Source organism: Agrobacterium sp. CMT1 (assembly GCF_037203725.1).
Lineage (GTDB): Bacteria > Pseudomonadota > Alphaproteobacteria > Rhizobiales > Rhizobiaceae > Agrobacterium > Agrobacterium pusense.
Map to the genome: position 1 here is coordinate 122,724 of NZ_JBBCAR010000018.1, position 20,870 is coordinate 143,593.

General features: G+C 57.9%; 23 protein-coding genes. 8 read left to right on the top strand and 15 right to left on the bottom strand.

The annotated features are described in order from the left end of the window. Positions 1-22: 22 nt before the first annotated feature. Positions 23-1,255 carry an MFS transporter gene (locus WA845_RS21810; protein WP_112553281.1) on the bottom strand — a complete coding sequence of 411 codons (1,233 nt, stop codon included), beginning with the start codon at positions 1,253-1,255 and terminating at the stop codon, positions 23-25. 244 nt (positions 1,256-1,499) lie between these two features. On the opposite strand from WA845_RS21810, the gene WA845_RS21815 reads away from it, so the two are divergent. Further along, positions 1,500-1,790: a YggT family protein gene (locus WA845_RS21815; protein ID WP_004443850.1), complete on the top strand. Its 291-nt coding sequence runs from the start codon at positions 1,500-1,502 to the stop codon at positions 1,788-1,790. After that, positions 1,787-2,092: a DUF167 family protein gene (locus tag WA845_RS21820; protein ID WP_162719097.1), complete on the top strand. Its 306-nt coding sequence runs from the start codon at positions 1,787-1,789 to the stop codon at positions 2,090-2,092. Before WA845_RS21815 ends, WA845_RS21820 begins: the two co-directional genes overlap by 4 nt. A gap of 6 nt (positions 2,093-2,098) precedes the next feature. Here the strand turns inward: WA845_RS21820 and ppa are convergent, their stop codons facing one another. From ppa to WA845_RS21840, 4 genes are all read right to left on the bottom strand, one after another. Further along, positions 2,099-2,632, bottom strand: a complete 534-nt coding sequence (gene ppa, locus WA845_RS21825) for an inorganic diphosphatase (RefSeq protein ID WP_004443856.1) — start codon at positions 2,630-2,632, stop codon at positions 2,099-2,101. A gap of 156 nt (positions 2,633-2,788) precedes the next feature. Further along, positions 2,789-3,295, bottom strand: a complete 507-nt coding sequence (locus WA845_RS21830; RefSeq protein WP_006698245.1) for a GNAT family N-acetyltransferase — start codon at positions 3,293-3,295, stop codon at positions 2,789-2,791. A 209-nt stretch (positions 3,296-3,504) separates the two neighbouring features. After that, positions 3,505-5,328 carry a translational GTPase TypA gene (gene typA, locus WA845_RS21835; RefSeq protein ID WP_004443860.1) on the bottom strand — a complete coding sequence of 608 codons (1,824 nt, stop codon included), beginning with the start codon at positions 5,326-5,328 and terminating at the stop codon, positions 3,505-3,507. Positions 5,329-5,478: 150 nt separating this feature from the next. Beyond that, the gene (locus WA845_RS21840; protein WP_112553176.1) at positions 5,479-7,539 is read right to left on the bottom strand and encodes a M3 family metallopeptidase; all 2,061 of its coding nucleotides are present in this window, start codon (positions 7,537-7,539) and stop codon (positions 5,479-5,481) included. Positions 7,540-7,710: 171 nt separating this feature from the next. Here WA845_RS21840 and WA845_RS21845 point away from each other — a divergent pair, with 171 nt between their 5' ends. The 3 genes from WA845_RS21845 to WA845_RS21855 all read left to right on the top strand — a co-directional run bounded on the left by WA845_RS21845 (position 7,711) and on the right by WA845_RS21855 (position 9,930). Continuing rightward, on the top strand, positions 7,711-8,136 hold the full coding sequence (locus WA845_RS21845; RefSeq protein ID WP_037090200.1) for a hypothetical protein: 426 nt from the start codon (positions 7,711-7,713) through the stop codon (positions 8,134-8,136). Between the two features lie 133 nt (positions 8,137-8,269). Beyond that, positions 8,270-8,728: a MarR family winged helix-turn-helix transcriptional regulator gene (locus tag WA845_RS21850; protein WP_006698248.1), complete on the top strand. Its 459-nt coding sequence runs from the start codon at positions 8,270-8,272 to the stop codon at positions 8,726-8,728. A 5-nt stretch (positions 8,729-8,733) separates the two neighbouring features. Further along, a complete protein-coding gene (locus tag WA845_RS21855; protein WP_004443867.1) occupies positions 8,734-9,930 on the top strand; it encodes a multidrug effflux MFS transporter in 1,197 nt (398 codons plus the stop codon). Between the two features lie 53 nt (positions 9,931-9,983). Here WA845_RS21855 and WA845_RS21860 read toward each other — a convergent pair whose 3' ends face one another. Continuing rightward, complete coding sequence (locus WA845_RS21860; RefSeq protein WP_004443869.1) at positions 9,984-11,207, bottom strand: argininosuccinate synthase; 1,224 nt, start codon at positions 11,205-11,207, stop codon at positions 9,984-9,986. A 313-nt stretch (positions 11,208-11,520) separates the two neighbouring features. On the opposite strand from WA845_RS21860, the gene WA845_RS21865 reads away from it, so the two are divergent. Next, complete coding sequence (locus WA845_RS21865) at positions 11,521-12,375, top strand: SDR family NAD(P)-dependent oxidoreductase (protein WP_282455144.1); 855 nt, start codon at positions 11,521-11,523, stop codon at positions 12,373-12,375. Positions 12,376-12,518: 143 nt separating this feature from the next. After that, a complete protein-coding gene (locus WA845_RS21870) occupies positions 12,519-13,166 on the top strand; it encodes a LysE family transporter (protein WP_112553172.1) in 648 nt (215 codons plus the stop codon). A gap of 38 nt (positions 13,167-13,204) precedes the next feature. Here WA845_RS21870 and WA845_RS21875 read toward each other — a convergent pair whose 3' ends face one another. The 7 genes from WA845_RS21875 to WA845_RS21905 form a co-directional block, all read right to left on the bottom strand. Then, the gene (locus WA845_RS21875) at positions 13,205-13,999 is read right to left on the bottom strand and encodes an ABC transporter ATP-binding protein (protein WP_022556955.1); all 795 of its coding nucleotides are present in this window, start codon (positions 13,997-13,999) and stop codon (positions 13,205-13,207) included. Next, positions 13,996-14,877, bottom strand: a complete 882-nt coding sequence (locus tag WA845_RS21880; RefSeq protein WP_004443879.1) for an ABC transporter permease — start codon at positions 14,875-14,877, stop codon at positions 13,996-13,998. The genes WA845_RS21875 and WA845_RS21880 overlap by 4 nt, the downstream gene beginning before the upstream one ends. A gap of 107 nt (positions 14,878-14,984) precedes the next feature. Continuing rightward, positions 14,985-15,938 carry an ABC transporter substrate-binding protein gene (locus tag WA845_RS21885; protein ID WP_004443882.1) on the bottom strand — a complete coding sequence of 318 codons (954 nt, stop codon included), beginning with the start codon at positions 15,936-15,938 and terminating at the stop codon, positions 14,985-14,987. 108 nt (positions 15,939-16,046) lie between these two features. Continuing rightward, positions 16,047-17,219, bottom strand: a complete 1,173-nt coding sequence (rlmN, locus tag WA845_RS21890; RefSeq protein WP_077987047.1) for a 23S rRNA (adenine(2503)-C(2))-methyltransferase RlmN — start codon at positions 17,217-17,219, stop codon at positions 16,047-16,049. Positions 17,220-17,485: 266 nt separating this feature from the next. After that, positions 17,486-17,989, bottom strand: a complete 504-nt coding sequence (locus WA845_RS21895; RefSeq protein ID WP_003523183.1) for an invasion associated locus B family protein — start codon at positions 17,987-17,989, stop codon at positions 17,486-17,488. 296 nt (positions 17,990-18,285) lie between these two features. Then, positions 18,286-18,666 carry a YkvA family protein gene (locus tag WA845_RS21900; RefSeq protein ID WP_112553170.1) on the bottom strand — a complete coding sequence of 127 codons (381 nt, stop codon included), beginning with the start codon at positions 18,664-18,666 and terminating at the stop codon, positions 18,286-18,288. 51 nt (positions 18,667-18,717) lie between these two features. Beyond that, on the bottom strand, positions 18,718-19,023 hold the full coding sequence (locus tag WA845_RS21905; RefSeq protein ID WP_004443891.1) for a 4a-hydroxytetrahydrobiopterin dehydratase: 306 nt from the start codon (positions 19,021-19,023) through the stop codon (positions 18,718-18,720). A 59-nt stretch (positions 19,024-19,082) separates the two neighbouring features. On the opposite strand from WA845_RS21905, the gene WA845_RS21910 reads away from it, so the two are divergent. Further along, positions 19,083-19,559 carry an arsenate reductase/protein-tyrosine-phosphatase family protein gene (locus tag WA845_RS21910; protein WP_112553168.1) on the top strand — a complete coding sequence of 159 codons (477 nt, stop codon included), beginning with the start codon at positions 19,083-19,085 and terminating at the stop codon, positions 19,557-19,559. Here WA845_RS21910 and thpR read toward each other — a convergent pair. Together thpR and WA845_RS21920 are read right to left on the bottom strand one after the other, a co-directional pair. After that, positions 19,493-20,086, bottom strand: coding sequence for an RNA 2',3'-cyclic phosphodiesterase (thpR, locus tag WA845_RS21915; protein WP_004443895.1), 594 nt, complete (start codon positions 20,084-20,086; stop codon positions 19,493-19,495). The genes WA845_RS21910 and thpR overlap by 67 nt on opposite strands. Positions 20,087-20,154: 68 nt before the next feature. Further along, positions 20,155-20,805 carry a GDSL-type esterase/lipase family protein gene (locus WA845_RS21920; RefSeq protein ID WP_112553166.1) on the bottom strand — a complete coding sequence of 217 codons (651 nt, stop codon included), beginning with the start codon at positions 20,803-20,805 and terminating at the stop codon, positions 20,155-20,157. Positions 20,806-20,870 lie beyond the last annotated feature (65 nt).

A 20,870-nucleotide genomic window follows, 5' to 3' on the forward strand; every position in this document is an offset into this window, starting at 1 on the left:
GACGATCTGAGACCCATAGCTGTCAGTGCGGCGCGTCGAGATTGTCGATCTTGCGCAGCTTGGAAAAGCCGAGCGCCCAGATGACCGCCACGGCGAGCGTGCCAGCCCCGCCGATGACAACGGCTGGAACGGCGCCCACAACATGAGCCATGGTGCCGGCACGAAACTCACCCAGTTCGTTCGATGCGCCGACGAAGACCATGTTCACCGCGTTCACACGCCCGCGTACCTCATCCGGTGTCCAAAGCGCGATCAACGTTTCTCGCACATAAACCGATACCATGTCCGATGCGCCCATGACTACCAACGCGGCGATGGACAGCCACGCGGTTTGCGAAAGTCCGAAGACCACGGTTGAAACGCCGAAAAGGCCAACGCCAGCGAACATCAGCAGGCCGGCATGGTGACGAATGGGCTTGAATGCCAGAATAACGGCGACGGTGATGGCGCCGATACCGGGCGCCGCGCGCAGAAGCCCGAGGCCCCACGGGCCGAGCGTCAGCACTTCCTTGGCAAAGATCGGCATCAATGCAACCGCGCCACCCAGCAACACCGCGAAGAGATCGAGCGATATTGCACCGAGGACGATCTTTTCCTGCGAGATGAATTTAAACCCGGCGAGCATGGTTTCGAGGCTGATCGCCTTTGCCGGGCCGCGTTGTTCCGGCTTGCGGATCGCCACCGCAAGTCCTGCGGAGACGATAAAAAGCACGAGCGCCACACTGTAGGCAACGGAGGCGCCGAGACCATAAAGCAGGCCGCCGGCAACGGGACCGAGAATGGAGGCCATCTGCCAGGAAGAAGAATTCCAGGCGATGGCGTTCGGCAAATCCTCTACCGGCACGAGATTGGGCGCCAGCGACTGGACCGCCGGTCCCATGAAAGCGCGCTCTATGCCGAAGACGACAAGAATGGCGAATACCGGCCAAGGGGAAAAGCTGTGCGCGAGTGTCAGCGCCAGAAGAGCGACGGCACAGAGCGCCGCAACCATCAGGCATATGGCCATAATACGCCGGCGATTGTGACGGTCGGCAACCGTTCCCGTAACAAGGATCAAAAGAAGGGACGGCAGAAACTGGAAAAGACCGATCAGGCCGAGATAAAAGGCATTGCCGGTCACTTCATACATTTGCCACCCAACCGAAACACTGACGATCTGTATGGCAAAGGCCGAAAAAAACCGGGCGCTGAAGAAACGTCGATAGGATGAATGCCGGAATGCACCGAAACGGTTTTCGGCAGAAGGAAGAGACATCGGCTGGGTGCTCGCGAAGAAAATGTGTGATGGCAATAAAGCGATATGACAGGAATCACCAGCCCTCACCATCGCGATCGCGCAAAGTGTGAGCGGTTTTTGCGTGAAATCCTGCCGCCCGGTTATGAGTTAGACCACGATCACAGCAGGTGGATCTAACCGGTGATGATTACGATTCGGCGCAACACTTGCCGGTTCAGCGACGAATGTCTAAATGTCTTGCAACCAAGATACGGAGATATTGATGCTTGCCCTGTTTCAGACCATCGATCTGGCCTTGAACCTCTATACCTGGGTGCTGATTGGCAGCGCCATTTTTTCATGGCTTTACGCCTTCAACGTCATCAATTCCCGCAACCAGTTCGTGAACGCCATCGGCAGCTTTCTGTTCAATGTCACGGAACCGGTTCTGCGCCCCATCCGTCGCGTTCTGCCCAATCTCGGTGGCATCGACATTTCGCCGATCATCGTGCTCCTGATCATCTTCTTCATCCGCTCCTTCATGTGGAACACGCTGTACCCGATGTTCGCGTGAACGGCTGCTGGCAAAAACACGGTGATCATATCCGGCTCTCCGTTCGCCTCACGCCGAATGGCGGGCGGGACGCGATTGATGGAGTCGAGCTCGATGCGGACGGAAACGCACAGCTAAAGGCCCGGGTCAGCGCCGTGCCGGAAGGCGGTAAGGCGAACAAGGCCCTGGCTGTTTTGCTGGCAAAGAAACTTGGCGTACCCAAAACCGCCATCAGCTTCGTTTCGGGCGAAACAGCGCGCAAAAAAATCCTCCGGATCGACACCGACCCGGAGGATTTTGAAGACCGATTGAAAGAGCTTTAGACCAGATCAGCCCTGCGCCTTGTAGCGCTCGATGGCTTCGACGATAAGCTTCTTGGCAACGTCAACATCCTGCCAGCCGCCCATCTTCACCCACTTGCCGGGCTCCAGATCCTTGTAGTGCTCGAAGAAGTGCTCGATCTGCTTCAGCGTGATTTCCGGAAGATCGGTGTAATTATTGACCTTGTCGTAACGACGGGTCAGTTTCGGAACCGGAACCGCCAGAATCTTCTCGTCCTTGCCGCCATCATCTTCCATGATCATCACGCCGATGGGACGAACATTGATGACGCAGCCCGGTACCAGCGGGCGGGTGTTGCAGATGAGAACGTCGATCGGATCGCCATCGTCGGACAGGGTGTGCGGTACGAAACCATAGTTACCCGGATAGGTCATCGGCGTGTAGAGGAAGCGATCAACGATCAGCGCACCGGCATCCTTGTCCATCTCGTACTTGATCGGGTGTCCACCGACCGGCACTTCAACGATAACATTAACGTCTTCCGGCGGATTTTTGCCTACGGAAATTGCATCGATACGCATTCGCTTCCCTCATTCGCGGGTTGGATTTGGTTTTCGATACTGGGAAAGTCTGCGCATTGCAACACGGCTGTGGGCATATAAGGCATAATGGATAAATTGGGTGCCAGCGATGCGGTCACGACCGGACGCGAAACGACAATCCCGGAATTTGCGCCGTCAGTTCCAGACGAAACCGACCTTGCGAAGTGATTTGCCACCGAAATCTTCCATGCCTTCGGCAATGTCGCGCCCGCCATGCGAGCGGAAAAAGCGATTGGCTACATCGCTGTCCTCAAGGCACCAGACGACAATACCGTTGCAGCCAAGCGAGGTCAGCAACCGGCGCGCTTCCGTGAAAAGCAGTGATCCGAGGCCGATGCCCTGATATTCCGGACGGAGATAGAGTTCGTAAATTTCGCCGTCATGCGGCAGTCCGCGCGCCCGGCTGAGGCCCAGCGTCGCGTAGCCGGCAACAACGCCCGCCACTTCAACCACCAGCATGGTTGCTGAACCCTTGGTTGCCTTTTTCCACCAGATTTCGCCACGGCGCTCGAGCATCTGCGTCAACGGCCGATGCGGGATAAGCCCGGCATAGGCCTGTTGCCACGACAGACGGTGCGCCTCGGATATGGCGCGCGCATCATGCGGTTCAGCACGGCGAACATCGATGGATAACGTTTTCATAACGCGATTCTGGCCCCGGCCACTGAAACTTACCAGTCATAAAGGTTAACGCCGGCAAGCTTACCCACAGCCTATTCATGTGGACGACCAGAAAAAATTAACGCATCCTTAACCTTTGGCAAAGCTCCTTTCGACTCATGCACACATAAAAAAGAATGCATAAAAAAACCCGGCGCAAGGCCGGGTTTTCGAAACAGGGATCGACCCGATCAGCTGGCAGCAAGCTTTGCCTTTTCGAAACGCTTGCGGTCATTCGGATCGAGATAGAGCTTGCGAAGACGGATAGACTTCGGCGTGACTTCAACGAGTTCGTCATCCTGAATCCAGGAAAGCGCGCGCTCCAGCGTGAACTTGATCGGGGGGGTGAGCTTCACGGCTTCATCCTTGCCGGCGGCGCGGATGTTGGTGAGCTTCTTGCCCTTCAGCACGTTCACGTCGAGGTCGTTGTCACGGCTGTGAATGCCGATGATCATGCCTGCATAAACCTTCTCACCTGCATCGATGATCATCGGGCCGCGATCTTCGAGGTTGAACAGAGCATAGGCAACAGCTTCGCCCGACTCGTTCGACAGCAGAACGCCGTTGACGCGACCGCCGATCTCGCCCTTGTAAGGCTGGTAGTCGTGGAACAGGCGGTTCATGACGGCCGTACCGCGCGTGTCGGTCAGAAGTTCCGACTGGTAACCGATCAGACCACGGGTCGGCGCGAAGAACACCAGACGGACGCGGTTGCCGCCCGAGGGGCGAAGCTCGACCATTTCGGCCTTGCGCTCGGACATCTTCTGCACGACGACGCCGGAATGCTCCTCATCCACGTCGATGACAACTTCTTCGACCGGCTCCATCAGCTGGCCGTTCTCATCCTTGTGCATGACGACGCGCGGACGCGAAACGGCAAGCTCAAAACCTTCGCGGCGCATGTTTTCGATCAGAACCGCCAGCTGCAATTCGCCACGGCCAGATACGAAGAAGGAATCCTTGTCGGCGGATTCTTCGATCTTCAGCGCAACGTTACCTTCGGCTTCCTTGAACAGACGGTCGCGGATGACGCGGCTCGTCACCTTGTCGCCTTCGGTGCCGGCGAGCGGCGAATCGTTGACGATGAAGGACATGGTAACGGTTGGCGGATCGATCGGCTGCGCCTGCATCGGCTCCATGACGGCCGGGTCACAGAACGTGTCGGCGACGGTGCCCTTGGAGAGACCTGCGATGGCGACGATGTCGCCTGCATGGGCTTCTTCGATCGAGGTGCGCTCGATGCCACGGAAAGCAAGAATCTTGGAGATGCGGCCATTTTCAATCAGCTTGCCATCCTGGCCGAGAACCTTGACCGCCTGGTTCGGCTTGATCGAACCGGAAGCGATACGGCCGGTGATGATGCGGCCGAGGAAGTTGTTGGCTTCGAGGATCGTGCCGATCATGCGGAACGGACCTTCTTCAACCTTGGGCTCCGGCACGTGCTTGACGACGAGATCGAGGAGCGGCGCAAGACCTTCATCAGTCGGGCCTTCCGGATTGACGTTCATCCAGCCGGAACGGCCCGAGCCGTAGAGGATCGGGAAGTCGAGCTGCTCGTCGGTTGCATCCAGAGCCGCGAAAAGGTCGAAGACTTCGTTTACGACTTCCTCATGGCGGGCATCCGGACGGTCGATCTTGTTGATGGCGACGATCGGGCGAAGGCCGACCTTCAGCGCCTTGCCAACCACGAACTTCGTCTGCGGCATAGGGCCTTCGGCAGCGTCAACGAGAACGATGGCGCCGTCCACCATCGACAGGATACGCTCGACTTCACCGCCGAAGTCGGCGTGGCCGGGGGTGTCGACGATGTTGATGCGGGTATCTTTCCACTCGATCGAGGTGGCCTTGGCGAGAATGGTGATGCCGCGCTCTTTTTCGATGTCGTTGGAATCCATCACGCGTTCCATCACGCGCTGGTTTTCACGGAACGAACCGGATTGCTTCAGAAGCTCGTCAACAAGCGTCGTTTTTCCATGGTCAACGTGCGCGATGATCGCGATGTTGCGAAGTGCCATTGTTCAAAATCTCTGAGGTTGGGCGCTATATTGATGAGAAACGCCAATTTAGTTTGGCGCGCTCATAACCTTTTTTTTGCAAATGCGAAAGGGGGGCTCATGTCATAAGCCCCCTGCGCTCAGCTTCTAGCTCAGAAATATGACAGTCTCTTATAGGAGACCGCGCTTCGAAAGCATCGCGTCCGGGCTCGGCATCTTGCCGCGGAAGGCGAGATAGGCTTCCTCCGGATCCACGGAACCACCGACGGAGTAGATGTTGTCCTTCAGCCGTCGCGCCATATCGCTATCGAAGGCATTGCCGGTTTCCTCGAAGGCGGAAAAGGCATCGGCATCCAGCACTTCCGACCACATGTAAGAATAATATCCAGCGGAATAACCGTCGCCGGAGAAAACGTGCTGAAAATGCGGTGTCGCATGGCGCATGACGATGGATTCAGGCATGTCGAGCGTTGAAAGAACCTCACCCTGCACGGCCATCGGGTCGTCGACGCTGTCGCGCGTGTGGAACGCCATGTCGACAATCGCCGAAGAGGTAAACTCCACCGTGCTGAAGCCGGCATTGAAGGTCTGTGCGGCCAGAACCTTGTCCAGCAGCGCCTTCGGCATTGCCGCACCGGTTTCGTAATGCAGGGCATATTTTTCCAGGATTTCCGGCACAGTCAGCCAGTGCTCGTAAAGCTGCGAGGGCAATTCGACGAAATCGCGCGATACGCCCGTTCCCGACACCGAGGGGTAGGTGACATCGGACAACATGCCATGCAGCGCGTGGCCGAATTCGTGGAAGAGTGTACGCGCATCGTCAAGCGAAAGAAGCGCGGGCTTACCTTCGGCCGGTTTGGCGAAGTTGCAGACATTATAGATGATCGGGATTTCTCCGACCGTACCATTTTTCAGCGGCAACTTGTGCTGCGATTGGAACGAACTCATCCATGCGCCTGATCGCTTTGAGGGCCGCGCGAAATAATCGCCGAGGAACATGGCCTTCAGATCGCCCTGGTCGTCGCGGATCTCGAAAACCCGGACGTCCGGGTGATAGGCGGCGACACCCTTGACCTCGACGGCACGAATTCCAAACAGCCGCCCGGCCACATCGAAGCAGGCTTCAATGATCTTTTCCAGCTGCAGATAAGGTTTCAGTTCCGCCTCGGAGAAATTGAATTTCTGAGCGCGGAGCTTTTCGGCGTAATGTCGCCAGTCCCATGGCAGAACGTCGTGGTTTTTGCCCTCCGCGGCGATGATGGCGGCAAGCTCAGCCTCCTCCTCACCCGCGCGGCGAACGGCCTTTTCCCAGACCTGCCCCAGAAGGCCGTTCACGGCATCGGGCGTCTTTGCCATCGTGTCGTCAAGCTTATAGGCGGCGAAATTCGCATAACCGAGAAGCTTCGCCTTCTCCTCTCGCAGTTCAAGCGTGCGGCGGACGATCTCTCGATTGTCGGTCTCGCCGCCGTTTTCACCGCGCGCCACCCATGCCCTGAAGGCCTGTTCACGCAGGTCTCGACGTTCGGAAAATGTCAGGAAGGGCTCGATGATGGAACGGGAAAGGGTGACGGCGAACATGCCATCCTCGCCATGCTCACGGGCCGCACCCGCCATTGCGTCGCGCAGAAAACCGGGAATGCCGGCAAGTTCCTCTTCCGTGGAAAGCAAGAGCTTCCAGTTCTTTTCATCCGCCAGTACATTCTGCCCGAACTTTGCACCGAGACCGGCCAGCTCCTCATTGATCGCCGCCAGCCGCTCCTGCCGGTCTTTCGGCAATTTCGCGCCGGAGCGCACGAAACCCTTCCAGTGCCGTTCGAGAACACGGTTTTCCTCACCCGTCAGCCCAATTGTCTCGCGTTTTTCCCACAAGGTATCGATGCGCTTGAACAGAGCCTCGTTCATGCCGATCTTAGAATAGTGCCGCGACATTTTCGGAGCAATCTCCCGCTCCAGCGCCTGGATCACGCCATTGGTGTTCGCTCCTGCCCTGTTCCAGAACAGCGCCGAAATGCGTGAAAGATCGTCACCCGCGACCTCAAGCGCAGTTACAGTGTTTGCAAATGTGGGCACCTCAACATTGGCTGCGATCGCATCGATCTCCTGCTCATGGGAACCAAGTGCGGCTTCAAAGGCCGGAGCGAAATCCTCATCCCTGACTGCATCGAATTTTGGCAGACCATTGTGACCGTTCCAGTGAACGAGTGCGGGATAAAGCGCGGTCTCAGATGGCATTTCATGTTCCTCGTACAATTCCGGTTTAGCCATATGGGCACGCCGCCGCCGCCAATTCAATATCGGAATTTGGTGTGGAATACGCACTCGCCCTCATTGCCAAGTATTGACCGATATGACGACATCATGGTCTGCTTCTTTAAATAATATCCCATGACGGAGATATGTATTATGGAGATTTATTCTTTAAGGGCCTCTAATAATTTCCTTTTCAGGGACAATTCCAGAAACGCAAGATCCGTGGGCATTGCCGATTTCGGCAAGGCCGGAAAATCCGATGCAGCCTCAGGCTTTGAAGAGACGGTAAGAGGGATAGATTTTACCCGCATCAGCCCGCGCGACCTGCGCGAAATCGCCCGAGATTATTACCATGCGGGAAAAATCAGCCAGGACACCCTTTTTGAACTTTCGTCCGAACTTCCGGCACAAACCCTTAGTGCCAGCGGTGAGGTCATCGACATAGCTGATGTGACCGAGGACACGGAATTCGACTTCCTGACCTATTTTTCCGACCGAGCTGAAATTGCCCGTTCCATCGGCACCGCAGACGAGGTTGAAAAAATGCAGGACGTTCTGTCTTTTTTTGCTTTGGCGTGACGGCCCTGAACCGCGTTGCGGGGCACACCGCAATGGAAGTGACATATAGTTTACTCGATTTTCGGTAATATGATTTGTGTACCATTGATTATCGCCCGGATTTTAGTAAGGCTGACTTACGAAAAGGCGAAGCATGGGCACGAAACGCGAAAAAGATTCATTGGCATTTTTGCTGAACAGCGGTGCACGCCTGCTGAACAGTGCTTTTGAGCGCCGTATATCCGAGGCCGGACTGGGCCTGACCCCCGGCGAGGCGCGCGCACTGCTGACGGTCGCTGTCGTTGACGGCAGCAAACAGTCGGACATCGCCGCTCGCCTCGGAATAGAACCCATGACGATCTGCGCCTATCTTGATAAGTTGCAGTCCCTCGATCTCATCGAGCGGCAGCAGGACCCGCAGGACAGACGCTCCAAGCGTATTGTGCTGACCAAATCCTCAGCCGACATGCTGGAAGCCGTGCGGCAGGAAATAGATGAACTCGTCCGCCACGCCACCCAGGGCCTGAATGACGAGGAGGTGGCGCTGTTCCGCCACTTTCTGCAAACCCTTCGTGACAATCTGCAGCCGGAACAACCGGGGCAGAACGGCTGATCACCATGTCGCCAAAACCGATCATGTCCACGAAACGCACGGCGATGCTTGGTGCGTTTTTGACGGCGCTTGCGCCCATATCCATGGCGATTTACACACCCGCCATGCCGGAACTGACGCGGGTTTTTGCCACTGACCAGTCCGCCGTCAAGCTCAGCCTGTCCCTCTATTTTGCCGGGTTCGCGCTGGCGCAACTGCTCGCCGGGCCGGCATCGGATGCCTTCGGTCGGCGAAAGGCAAGCATCGTCTTCCTCCTGATCTTTCTGGGCGGCGGCCTGGTGGCCATTTCCGCGCCGACGATCGAAGTGCTGCTTTTCGCCCGGCTGGTTCAGGGCATCGGTGCTTCGGTCGGTATGACGGTGGCGCGTGCCGTGGTGCGCGACCAGTTTACCGGCGCCGAAGCCTCCAGCATCATGAATCTCATTGGTATCATGCTGGCGGTCGGCCCTGCTCTCGGACCGACGATCGGTGGACTTTCACTCGCGGCTTTCGGCTGGAAATCCGTGTTTTTTCTGATGGTCGGGCTCGGAGCCATCGCCATTTTATCCGTCGTGATTTTTTTGCGGGAAACAACGGTTCCGGACAGGAGCCTGATCCGGCCCAGGCGGCTCCTGTCGGCCTATGGCACGCTGCTCAGCGCGCCACGTTTCCTTCTGGCTGCACTGGTGCTCGGTGGTTCCATCGGCGCGCTTTATGCGCAGGCCACCATGCTGACTTTCATCCTTATCAACGAGGTCGGCATGACACCCACCGCCTTCGGCATCGGCATGCTGATGCAGACAGGCGCCTACTTCTTCGGCTCGATTGCCCTGCGTTACATCGCCCCCCGACTGGGAGACCGGCGCTCGGTCGTGATCGGCCTCTGTTTTTCCGGAACCGGCGGCCTCCTTATTTTATTGTCAGTTTTCCTGATGCCGCCATCGTTCCTTTCGATCATGGGGCCCGTTGCAGTCGCGACTGTCGGCATCGCCCTGCTAACCCCTTCGATGGTGACAGCAGCGCTTGCGCCCTTCCCGCATATCGCCGGTTCGGCATCGGCCATGATGGGATTTATCCAGATGGGATCGGGCTTCGCCGGCGGTGCTGCAGCCTCCCTCATCGGTTCACCTTTGACCGGCTTCGGCGTCATCATTCCCATGATGGAATTCACGGCCGTTGCCAGCTACATCGGCTTCCGCATCGTCTCCAGAAGAGCGACATGAAAAACCCGCCGGTGTCACCACCAGCGGGTTTCGTTATTTTTTCAAGAAAAGAATTACTTGCTGAGATTGCGCTTTGCCAACGTGCGAAGACGCAGCGCATTGAGCTTGATGAAGCCTGCCGCATCCTTCTGGTCATAAGCGCCGTGGTCGTCCTCAAAGGTCACCAGCGCGTCGGAGTAGAGCGACTTGGCACTCTCGCGGCCGGTTACCATGACGTTGCCCTTATAGAGCTTCAGCGTCACTTCGCCTTCCACATGCTCCTGGCTCTTGTCGATCAGGGCCTGCAGCATTTCGCGCTCCGGCGAGAACCAGAAGCCGTAATAGATCAACTCGGCGTAGCGCGGCATCAGCTCGTCCTTCAGATGCGCAGCACCCCGGTCGAGCGTGATGGACTCGATGGCGCGATGCGCGGCAAGAAGGATGGTACCGCCGGGCGTTTCGTAAACGCCGCGCGACTTCATGCCGACGAAGCGATTCTCGACCAGATCGAGACGGCCGATGCCGTTTTCGCGGCCATAATTGTTGAGCGTGGCAAGAAGCGTTGCAGGCGACATCTCGACACCATTGATCGAGCAGGCATCACCCTTTCGGAAACCAACCTTGATGACGGTTGCCTTGTCGGGAGCGGCTTCCGGGGAGATCGTGCGCATATGCACATACTCAGGAGCTTCCACCGCCGGGTCTTCCAGAACCTTGCCCTCGGAAGAGGAGTGCAGCAGGTTGGCGTCGACGGAGAACGGCGCTTCGCCCTTCTTGTCCTTGGCAACCGGAATCTGGTGCTGTTCGGCAAAGTTCAGGAGGTCGGTACGGCTCTTGAACGTCCAGTCGCGCCACGGGGCGATGATCTTGATGTCAGGGTTCAGTGCATAGGCCGAAAGCTCGAAACGGACCTGGTCGTTGCCTTTGCCGGTCGCACCATGGGCGATGGCGTCGGCGCCGGTCTTCCTGGCGATTTCGATCAGGTGCTTGGAAATCAGCGGCCGGGCAATGGAGGTGCCGAGCAGATAGACGCCTTCGTAGACGGCGTTGGCGCGGAACATCGGAAACACGAAATCGCGCACGAACTCTTCACGGACGTCCTCGATGAAAATTTCCTTGATGCCCAGCATCTCGGCCTTCTTGCGTGCCGGCTCAAGCTCTTCGCCCTGGCCGAGATCGGCGGTGAAGGTAACGACCTCAGCGCCGAGTTCCGTCTGAAGCCATTTCAGAATGATCGAGGTGTCGAGGCCGCCGGAATAGGCGAGAACGACTTTCTTAACGTCTTTCGGGAGTGCCATAGTGATGTCCATCTGCATGATGACGGCATCGGGACACCGCCATTTCCTTGGGATTTTGGCACTTTTACAGTGCAACCCGAAATGTGTGAAGCGCTTTTCCGTGAGATAAGCGACAAAACAATTGATGGACACGCGTGATGCACGTGACGACAGCTACACCGAGGGGAACGAAGCCGTTGTCACATGCATTTAGAAAATTCGCGCTTTATGATGAAGCGGCGCGATCGACTTGAAAACCGTGAATGAAGCCACTCAGGTTCAGGCAACGTTGCAAACCGCTGGAAACAGCAGAAACGACGCGAAGGAGAAACCTATGACGACCATCCACCCCGCATTCAAGGAAGATAATGTCGCCGTCATAACAGGTGCGGCCTCTGGCATCGGACTCGCCGCCGCCCGTAAGTTCGCCGGTTTCGGCATGAGTGTCGTGCTCGTCGATCTCGATGGCGAGAAACTCGCCGCCGCGCATGCGGACGTTCTGGCACTTGCCCGGGACGGCGAGGCGCAAATCGTTGCGATCCCGACCGACGTCTCGAAACTCGATGAGCTGGAGGCGCTGGAACGCGCCGTAATTCAGCGTTTCGGGCGCGTTCACGTCCTCATGAACAATGCCGGCATCCAGCCTGGCAGCGCCATTTTCGGTCCCCAGGCCAACTGGGAAAAGATTATCAGCGTCAATCTGATGGGCGTTGTGAATGGCAGCCGTGTCTTCGGTCAGGGCATGATCGCCCATGGTGAGCCGGCACTCATCATCAACACCGGCTCGAAACAGGGCATCACCACGCCTCCCGGCGATCCCGCCTACAATGTCTCGAAATCGGGCGTCAAAACCTTCACGGAAGCGCTTCAACACGAGTTGCGCAATGTTCCAAATGGTAGAGTTTCCGCTCATCTCCTCATCCCCGGCTTCGTCTTCACAGGCCTTACAGCCCAAGGCAGAACGGAAAAACCGGAAGGCGCCTGGACCGGCGAACAGACCATCGAGTTCATGCTCGAAAGCATCGGCCGGGGCGATTTCTACATTCTCTGCCCGGATGGCGAGGTTGACCGCCCGACGGACGAGAAACGCATTCTCTGGGCGGCTTATGATATCGTCCAGAACCGCCCGCCGCTCTCGCGCTGGCACACGGAATATTCCGCCGCCTTCACCAGCTTCCTCAAGAACTGACGCCTAGGGGCCGCCGCGATCTGAAAATTGCGGTGCCCCGCCCTGCTTAATCCACCGCTGCGCTAGGGCCGCCACTCAAAAACATTGGCAGAAATCCGCAATCACGTTAAACAACGGCCGTCTCCAGCTTTACGGGTGCCGCGATGGATTTCGTTCCAAGCCTGCCAACACTGATCGCCTTCACCATCGCCATCCTTCTCCTGGCGGTAACGCCGGGTCCGGACATGACGCTCTGGATCAGCCGCTCCCTGCGCGAAGGCCGGGCGGCGGGCTTCATGACCCTGGTAGGAACCAATATCGGCATCACCGTGCACACGATACTGGTCGCCTTCGGTGTCGCCGCCCTCATCGTCGCCTCGCCGACGGCTTTCATGATCCTGAAGACCGGCGGAGCCGCTTATCTTGTCTGGCTCGCCATTCAGGCGGTCCGCAAGGGCTCGGATTTTGTGATGGTCAAAGGCACCGGCGAAAAAGCGCAGGCCTCCCTCAAATCCGCCCTGCTGAACGGCATCTGGGTCAACCTGCTGAACCCGAAGATCATCATCTTCTTCATGACCTTCCTGCCGCAATTCGTCAGCGCATCCGATCCGCATGTGACCGGCAAGCTGATTTTCCTCGGCATCTGGTCAATCATCGTCGCACTGCCGATCGGCATCGGCATCGTGATCGCCGCAGATGTTCTCTCCGCCTGGCTGCAACGCAACCGGAAAATTCTGCGCGGACTGGATTATACGATCGCCGGCGTCTTTTCGCTTTTCGCCGTGAAGATTTTCTTCACGCAGGCGCGCTGACGGCAAACAAAAGGCGCCTTACGGCGCCTTTTTTAGAATCAACCAATCAGCAACTCATCGTCATCGAGCTTCTGGCCGCGTATCTTGCGGAACATGTCGATCAGATCCTCCACCTCAAGATCCTTGCGGCTGTCGCCGGAAACGTCGAGCACGATCTCACCGGCATGCAGCATGATCGTGCGCGTGCCATAGTCCAGCGCCTGACGCATGGAATGGGTGACCATCAGCGTCGTCAGCTTGCGCTCCGATACCACCTTGCGGGTCAATTCCATCACGAATTCCGCCATGCCGGGGTCGAGCGCTGCCGTATGTTCGTCCAATAGAAGCACGTCCGAGCCTGACAGTGTCGCCATGACGAGAGAGACCGCCTGCCTCTGGCCACCCGACAGAAGGTCCATGCGGTCCTTCAGACGATTTTCCAGACCGAGATTGAGCGAAGCGATACGCTCCTTGAAAAAATCCCGCCGGCCACGTCCGAGCGCAGGCAAAAGACCGCGACGTTCACCACGTGATGCCGCCAGCGCGAGGTTTTCCTCGATGGTAAGCGCGCCGCAGCTGCCCGCCAGCGGGTCCTGAAACACGCGTGCCACCCGCCCCGCCCGGCTGGCGGTCGGCTTGCGGGTAACATCGGCGCCACCGATCATCACCCTGCCCGCCGTGGGCAGCACATCGCCGGCCAGAACACCGAGAAGTGTGGATTTGCCCGCACCATTGGAACCGATGACCGTGACGAAGGAGCCATCCTCAATGGTTAGGTCTATCTTGGACAGCGCCTGCTTCTGCAGCGGCGTGCCGCGCCCGAAGACGACCTGGATGTCGGAAAGCGAAATCACGATGTTGCTCCCCCACGGCGCAGTCGGGGCAGGATCAATGCGATGGCCACCAGTACCGCCGTTACAAAATTGAGATCGGACGCCTTGAGACCCAACACATCACTCGACAGAGCAAGCTGGATGGCGAGACGATAGGCGATGGAGCCGAAGACACAGCCGATCAGCGCGATCAGGATGCCGCGCGCGCCAAACAGGGTTTCACCGATGATGACGGCCGCAAGCCCGACAACAATGGTGCCGACACCGGAAGTCACATCCGCAAAACCATTGGTCTGGGCAAACAGCGCACCACCAAGAGCCACAAGCGCATTTGAAAGCGCCATGCCAAGATAGATCTGGCTACCGGTCTTCACGCCCTGCGCCCGCGCCATCCGGGCATTGGCACCCGTCGCGCGCATGGCAAGACCCGCATCGCTTTCAAGGAAACGCCAGACGAGAATGACCGCAATCAGCACCAAAGCGCCGACGAAGAGCGGCCGCACCAGATATTCAGAAAGGCCGAGGCCGTAAAACGGCGATATCATCGTGTCCTGATTGAGCAGCGCTACATTCGGCTTTCCCATCACGCGCAGGTTGACCGAAAACAGTGCGATCATCGTCAGGATCGAGGCAAGCAGGTTCAGAATCTTGAAACGCACATTGAGTGTGGCGGTCACGATGCCGGCAGCCGCACCGGCCACCATCGCAATCGCCGTCGCGACCCATGCATTCAGACCGGCGATGATCAGCACGGCTGCCACGGCAGCGCCAAGCGGAAACGAACCGTCCACGGTCAGGTCAGGAAAATCAAGCACCCGGAAAGCGAGGTAAACGCCGATCGCCACGAAAGCGAAGACCAGTCCCAGCTCCACGGCACCCCAGAAGGCGATTTGGCTCACGGTAATGTCCTTGTTATTGCCGCCATCGGGCGGATACGGGCACCGTCTCGTGCCACGTAAAACGGGCGGCGAGTTTGCCGCCGCCCGTTATTCAGTCAGGTTTCGGTTCAGTCGATGACCTTGGTAGCGCGCTTCGTAACGCTTTCGGGGAAGGTGACGCCTGCTTTTTCAGCGGCCTTCTTGTTGATCACGAGATCGGTGCCAACAGCAACGGTTGCCGGAATATCGCCCGGCTTTTCACCCTTGAGGATGCGGACAACGACGGCACCGGTCTGCTTGCCAACATCGAAATAGTTGAAGCCGAGGGCAGCAACCGCACCGCGAGCAACGGAATCCGTATCGGCGGCATAAAGCGGGATCTTGGCTTCAGACGCAACACCGGCAGCAGCCTCGAAAGCCGAAACGATGGTGTTGTCAGTCGGAACGTAGATCACGTCGGCCTTGCCGACCAGCGCACGGGTCGCACCCTGTACCTCAGCCGACTTGGTGGCGACGGATTCAACAACCTTGAGACCCGCCTTCTCGGCCTCGGTCTTCAAGAGGGCGAGTGTCGAAACGGAGTTTGCCTCGGCCGAATTGTAGATGAAGCCGATGGACTTGGCGTTCGGCGAGATTTCCTTGATGAGCGCCAGATGTTCGCCGACCGGCAACATGTCGGAAAGGCCGGTGACGTTACGGCCCGGCTTCTGCATATCCTTGACGAGCTGTGCGCCGACCGGATCGGAAACCGCCGTGAAGACAACCGGAATGTCGCGCGTGGCGGCAACGACGGCCTGGGCGGACGGCGTGGAAATCGGCACGATGACAGCAGGTGCCTCGCCAACGAACTGGCGCGCGATCTGTGCTGCGGTGCCGGGATTGCCCTGCGCGGATTCGTAAAGGAACTTGAGGTTCTCACCTTCCTTGTAGCCCGCTTCGGCAAGGGCAGCCTTCACGCCATCGCGGGCGGCATCGAGTGCCGGATGTTCGACGATGGCGGTCACGGCAACGGTGACGGTTTCAGCCTTCGCCGGCAGAACGATGGCGCTCGCAGCGGCGAGAGCCAGAATGAATGCGCGCATGGATATCCTCCTGTTGGTTCCCTGTTTTCGTCTTCTTAGGAACAAGACAGGCCGAAATCAATCGGAGAACCGCCGGAAACCCAGCTTTATGAGGCAAAACCGGCTTATTCAGTCGTCTGCGCCGTGGTTGGCGATCATCATCGCCTCGAAAGCCAGCCTTTCGGTCTTGCGCATGCGCTCGGATTCCGACTTCAGCTGGCCACAGGCCGCTAGGATATCGCGGCCGCGCGGCGTGCGGATCGGCGAGGCGTAACCTGCCTGATTGATGAAATCGGCGAACTTCTCGATCTGCGCCCAGTCCGAGCACTGGTAATTCGTGCCCGGCCACGGGTTGAACGGAATGAGGTTGATCTTGGCCGGAACCCCCTTCAGAAGCTGCACCAGCATCTTGGCGTCTTCCAGGCTGTCATTGACGTCCTTGAGCATCACATATTCGAAGGTGATGCGCCGGGCGTTGGAGAGGCCCGGATATCTGCGGCAGGCTTCGATCAGTTCCTTCAGCGGATATTTCTTGTTGATGGGCACCAGCATGTCGCGCAACTCATCACGCACCGCATGCAGCGAAATCGCCAGCATGACGCCGATCTCATCGCCGGTGCGGAAGATTTCCGGCACCACACCCGAGGTGGAGAGTGTGACGCGGCGCTTGGAAAGCGACAGGCCATCGCCGTCGGTGGCGATCAGAAGCGCGGTCTTTACATGCTCGAAATTGTAAAGCGGCTCGCCCATGCCCATCATCACGATGTTGGAAACCTTGCGGCCTTCGCTCGGCACATAAGCGCCAACCGGCGTCGAACCATCGGGAAAATCACCGAGCCGATCACGCGCCAGCAACAGCTGCGAGAGGATTTCCTCGGCCGTCAGGTTGCGCACCAGACGCTGCGTGCCGGTGTGACAGAAAGAACAGGTCAGCGAACAGCCCACCTGGCTCGAAATGCACAGCGTGCCGCGCCCTTCTTCCGGAATATAAACCGTTTCGATCTCGACGGGACGACCAGCGCCCCGCGGCGGAAAGCGCATCAGCCATTTGCGGGTGCCGTCATTGGAGATCTGCTCCTCGACGATTTCAGGTCGGGCGATCGTGAAGGCCGCCTTCAGCTTCTCGCGAAGCTCCTTGGCGACATTGGTCATATTGTCGAAATCGGAAACGCCGCGCACATAAAGCCAGTTCCACAACTGGCTGACGCGCATCTTCACCTGCTTTTGCGGCACACCGATTTCCGCGAGCGCCTCACCCATCTCCTCACGGGTCATGCCGATCAGCGACGGCTTGCCGGACATGAGATCGCTATTGGCGATCAGCGGGGTTTTGACTGCCAGACCGGCAGGAGCTTGCATTACGGACATCACGTTATCCCATCGTTCCATGCGTCGCACGACCGGCCTGTCGGGAAGGCGGAAAATCGTCTGCATGTCGAGAAAATCAAAGGCGGAGCACTTTTCGCGCATCCGCCTGTCAATATTGCCGCGCCTTTAGCATCAAACTGGCAAAAACGCAAATGGCCGGTCTAGGACCGGCCATTGTCAAACGCGATGAAGGGTCAGCGTTACTTGCAGCTCTCGATCTGCTTGAGAGCAGCCGAAATACCCGACAGCGAATAGGAATAGGAGGTCGCGGTGCCACGGCCGGAAACTGCCTTGACGGTCATGGACTTGCCGCCCTTCATGGCAGCCACGAGAGCCGGTTCTTCCGCAGCGTTTTCAACCCAGGCGGCCTTGTCCTTGGTGAACATGACGAAATTTTTGTTGTCGATCGTCACATTGACCTTCGAACCCTGCTTCAGCGGATAACCTACCATGGCCTGCGGCTCGTAGGAGATGTTCTGGCCCGGGCGCTGGGAGACGATGAAGAATATATCGCCGTGGTCGACGCTCGCCGGTTCCTTAGCGGTGGGAATGGAAAGAACGTAGCAGACGGTGCTGTTGCCCGATTTGTACGAATAGGCACCCCAAGCATTGAACTGCTGGATGCGCGTGGGCGACTGTGCAGATGCTACGCCGACGCTGGTCAGCAAAATGGCCGCTGCGGTTGCTACACTTCTTACAAACATAGAATTTCCTGCCGGGTTATTGTCTTCCATTGGCCCGAAGCATCGGCGAGCCCAGAGTCTGGATCGGCCACGTTCAGGTGCGGATCGTCTTTTCTCATTGTGGTCGGGAAGCGGTTACCAAACCGTCAACAACACGCATAAAATGCCGGAAACGTCTTGCAGTGTTACAGATTGGCGACTCCCGACGCCCTGAGGAGAAGGGCGTGCGACATCCTTCCTCCGTGTGTATGACACATAAATTCAGGCAAGAATTTGTCGCCCGTCGGGCGCGCCGGAACGGGCAGATCACAGAGGCGTTACCCGGCTTCCTGCTGCCGCTTCAACATGGCGTCCGCCGCGTCGTAATGTTCCATCTTGATATTGGCGCGGATCATCGCGAGCGCTGCGGTAATGACGGCTATGTCATCAGTAAAACCGACGACGGCCAGCATGTCCGGCACGGCATCAAAAGGCATGATGAAATAAGCCAGCGCAGCGAGGATGATACCCTTGGCGCGCAGCGGCGTGTCGCGATCGATCGCGCAATAATAGGCCGCGGCCGCATCGCGGGCAAACGGCACTTTCGACATGACACGTTTCAGCTTCGGCCAGAACCTGGCCCGAACAACCTCTTCGCGCTCACGCTGCCTGTCGGTTTCACCCGGCAGAAGAATTTCACCGATTTTTACATCATCCATGATCGACGGTCCTCCGGTCACGGCTATTATATGGGATTTAAGGCGGAGCGTTCAATTGCCTCGGCCGGCAGCGGCCTTCTGCATGGCCTCGGCCAGAAGAAAATCGCGCTCCGTCACACCCTGCGAATCATGGGTCGTGAGGCATACCTTGACCCGCGAATAGACGTTGGACCATTCGGGATGATGATTGAGCCGCTCTGCGACGAGTGCGGATTCAGCCATGAAACCGAAGGCTTCCGCAAAGCTGGAAAACTTGAAGGAACGGACGATCGCCGCCCCGTCTTCCCGCAGGGACCAACCCTCCAGTTTCTGCAGGGCCTGCCGGATGGCATCGGGCTCGAGTCTGGGATATTTCATGAATTTGCCTCCGCTTTAAAACCCATTAACTCTTCAACGACCGGATCGACGCATATTCCATGAAACATACAGCTATTCTCTTCGTCTGCATGGGCAATATCTGCCGCTCACCGCTGGCCGAAGGGATTTTGAGGAACCTTGCCGACAGCGCAGCGCTTCATCAGCTTACCGTCGATTCCGCCGGCACCGGCGGATGGCACAGGGGTGACGCGCCCGATCCGCGATCCATCGCCATGGCGCGCCGGCACGGTATCGATATTTCACTTCAACGGGCGAGACAGGTCACTGCGGCGGATTTCGAGACCTTCGATCTGGTATTCGCCATGGACGAAAACAATCTGGCGAACCTGCTGCGATTGAGCTCCGAAAGGCACCGCCACAAAATCCATCTTTTCATGGAATATGCCGCCGGGCATCGCGAGAACATCCCCGATCCCTACTACGGGGCCGAGGACGGATTCCTCACAGTTTACAACATGCTTTTGGCGGGATGCAGATCGCTGCTCGAAAAGATCGAGCTGGACCGCGCCTCGTGAAGCGGAAACACCTCTTCGACGATATAGGGCCCGCCACCCACCGATTCCTTCGACGACATCAGCACAAAGCGCCCTACCGTAAAGGGTGAGGTGCGGAAGTTGCCGCGTCCGGAAAGATACTGCACCACATCGTCCACGCGGGAGGAGCGCAACCGCGCCAGCGTGACGTGGGGCATGAACTTGCGCGGATCGGGCGGGAGACCGATCCTTTGGCAGATTCTCTCGATTTCCGCCTGCAGCGCATGCATTTCGGGCGAGGGAGAAACGCCAGCCCAGATGGAATGCGGCTTCTTGGAGCCGAAGGAGCCCATTCCGGTGAGGTTGAGCTGGAATTCCGGCCGGTCTATCCGGTCCAGCCTGTCAACGACCTCATCGGCGGTACGACCGTCGATGTCACCGATAAAACGCAGGGTTATGTGATAATTCTCCACATCGATCCACCGGGCTCCCGGCAGACCACCGCGCAACAATGAGAGGCTCATCGCCGCATTGCGCGGAATTTCGAGGGCGGTAAACAGTCTCGGCATGGCGAGCTCCCCGAATCTCTTGGCAGAACAAGCATAGCGAATCACGCAATGCAGACGGGCGCAAGTGCTTATTTTTTTTGCGCACCGATTGTCTTGATGAAGCTTTCAACAGCCGGCAAAGATTTTTCGACCATCACTGCCACCCCCTTGGTATTGGGGTGCATCTTGTCGTCCAGCTTCAGCGCATCATCCGTCACCACGCCATCCAGAAAGAAGGGATAAAGCGGCAGGTTGTGTTTTTCCGCAAGCTTCGGGAATATCGGATTGAAGCGCTTTGCATAATCATCACCCATATTTGGCGGCGCCATAATACCGACCAGCAACACGGCTATGTTGCGCTTCTGAAAACCGGAAATGATGGTGTCGAGGTTCTTTTCGGTCTGTTCCGGCGGAATTCCCCGCAGGGCGTCGTTGGCGCCCAGTTCCAGAATGACGCCGTCAGTGCCATCGGGAACAGACCATTCCGCCCGCGCCAGACCGCCTGAGGAAGTGTCACCGGACACACCTGCGTTGGCGATGGCGACATTGATCCCCCTGGCCTTTAATGCAGCTTCAAGCTGTGCGGTATAGCTGTCAGTCGGGGGAAGCTGATAACCCGCCATCAGGCTGTCGCCGAGGCCAACCAGCTGCAATGTCCTCTCCTGGGCGAAGCCAGCAGTGGCGGAAAGGGCGGTGGCGAAAATGACGATGAAGTGAAACAGGGCAGCTTTAAATCTCATCACGGCTTTCCTAACTTGGTTCCCATTGCCTGAAATACTGACCGCATCTACCGCCAGACCGTTTT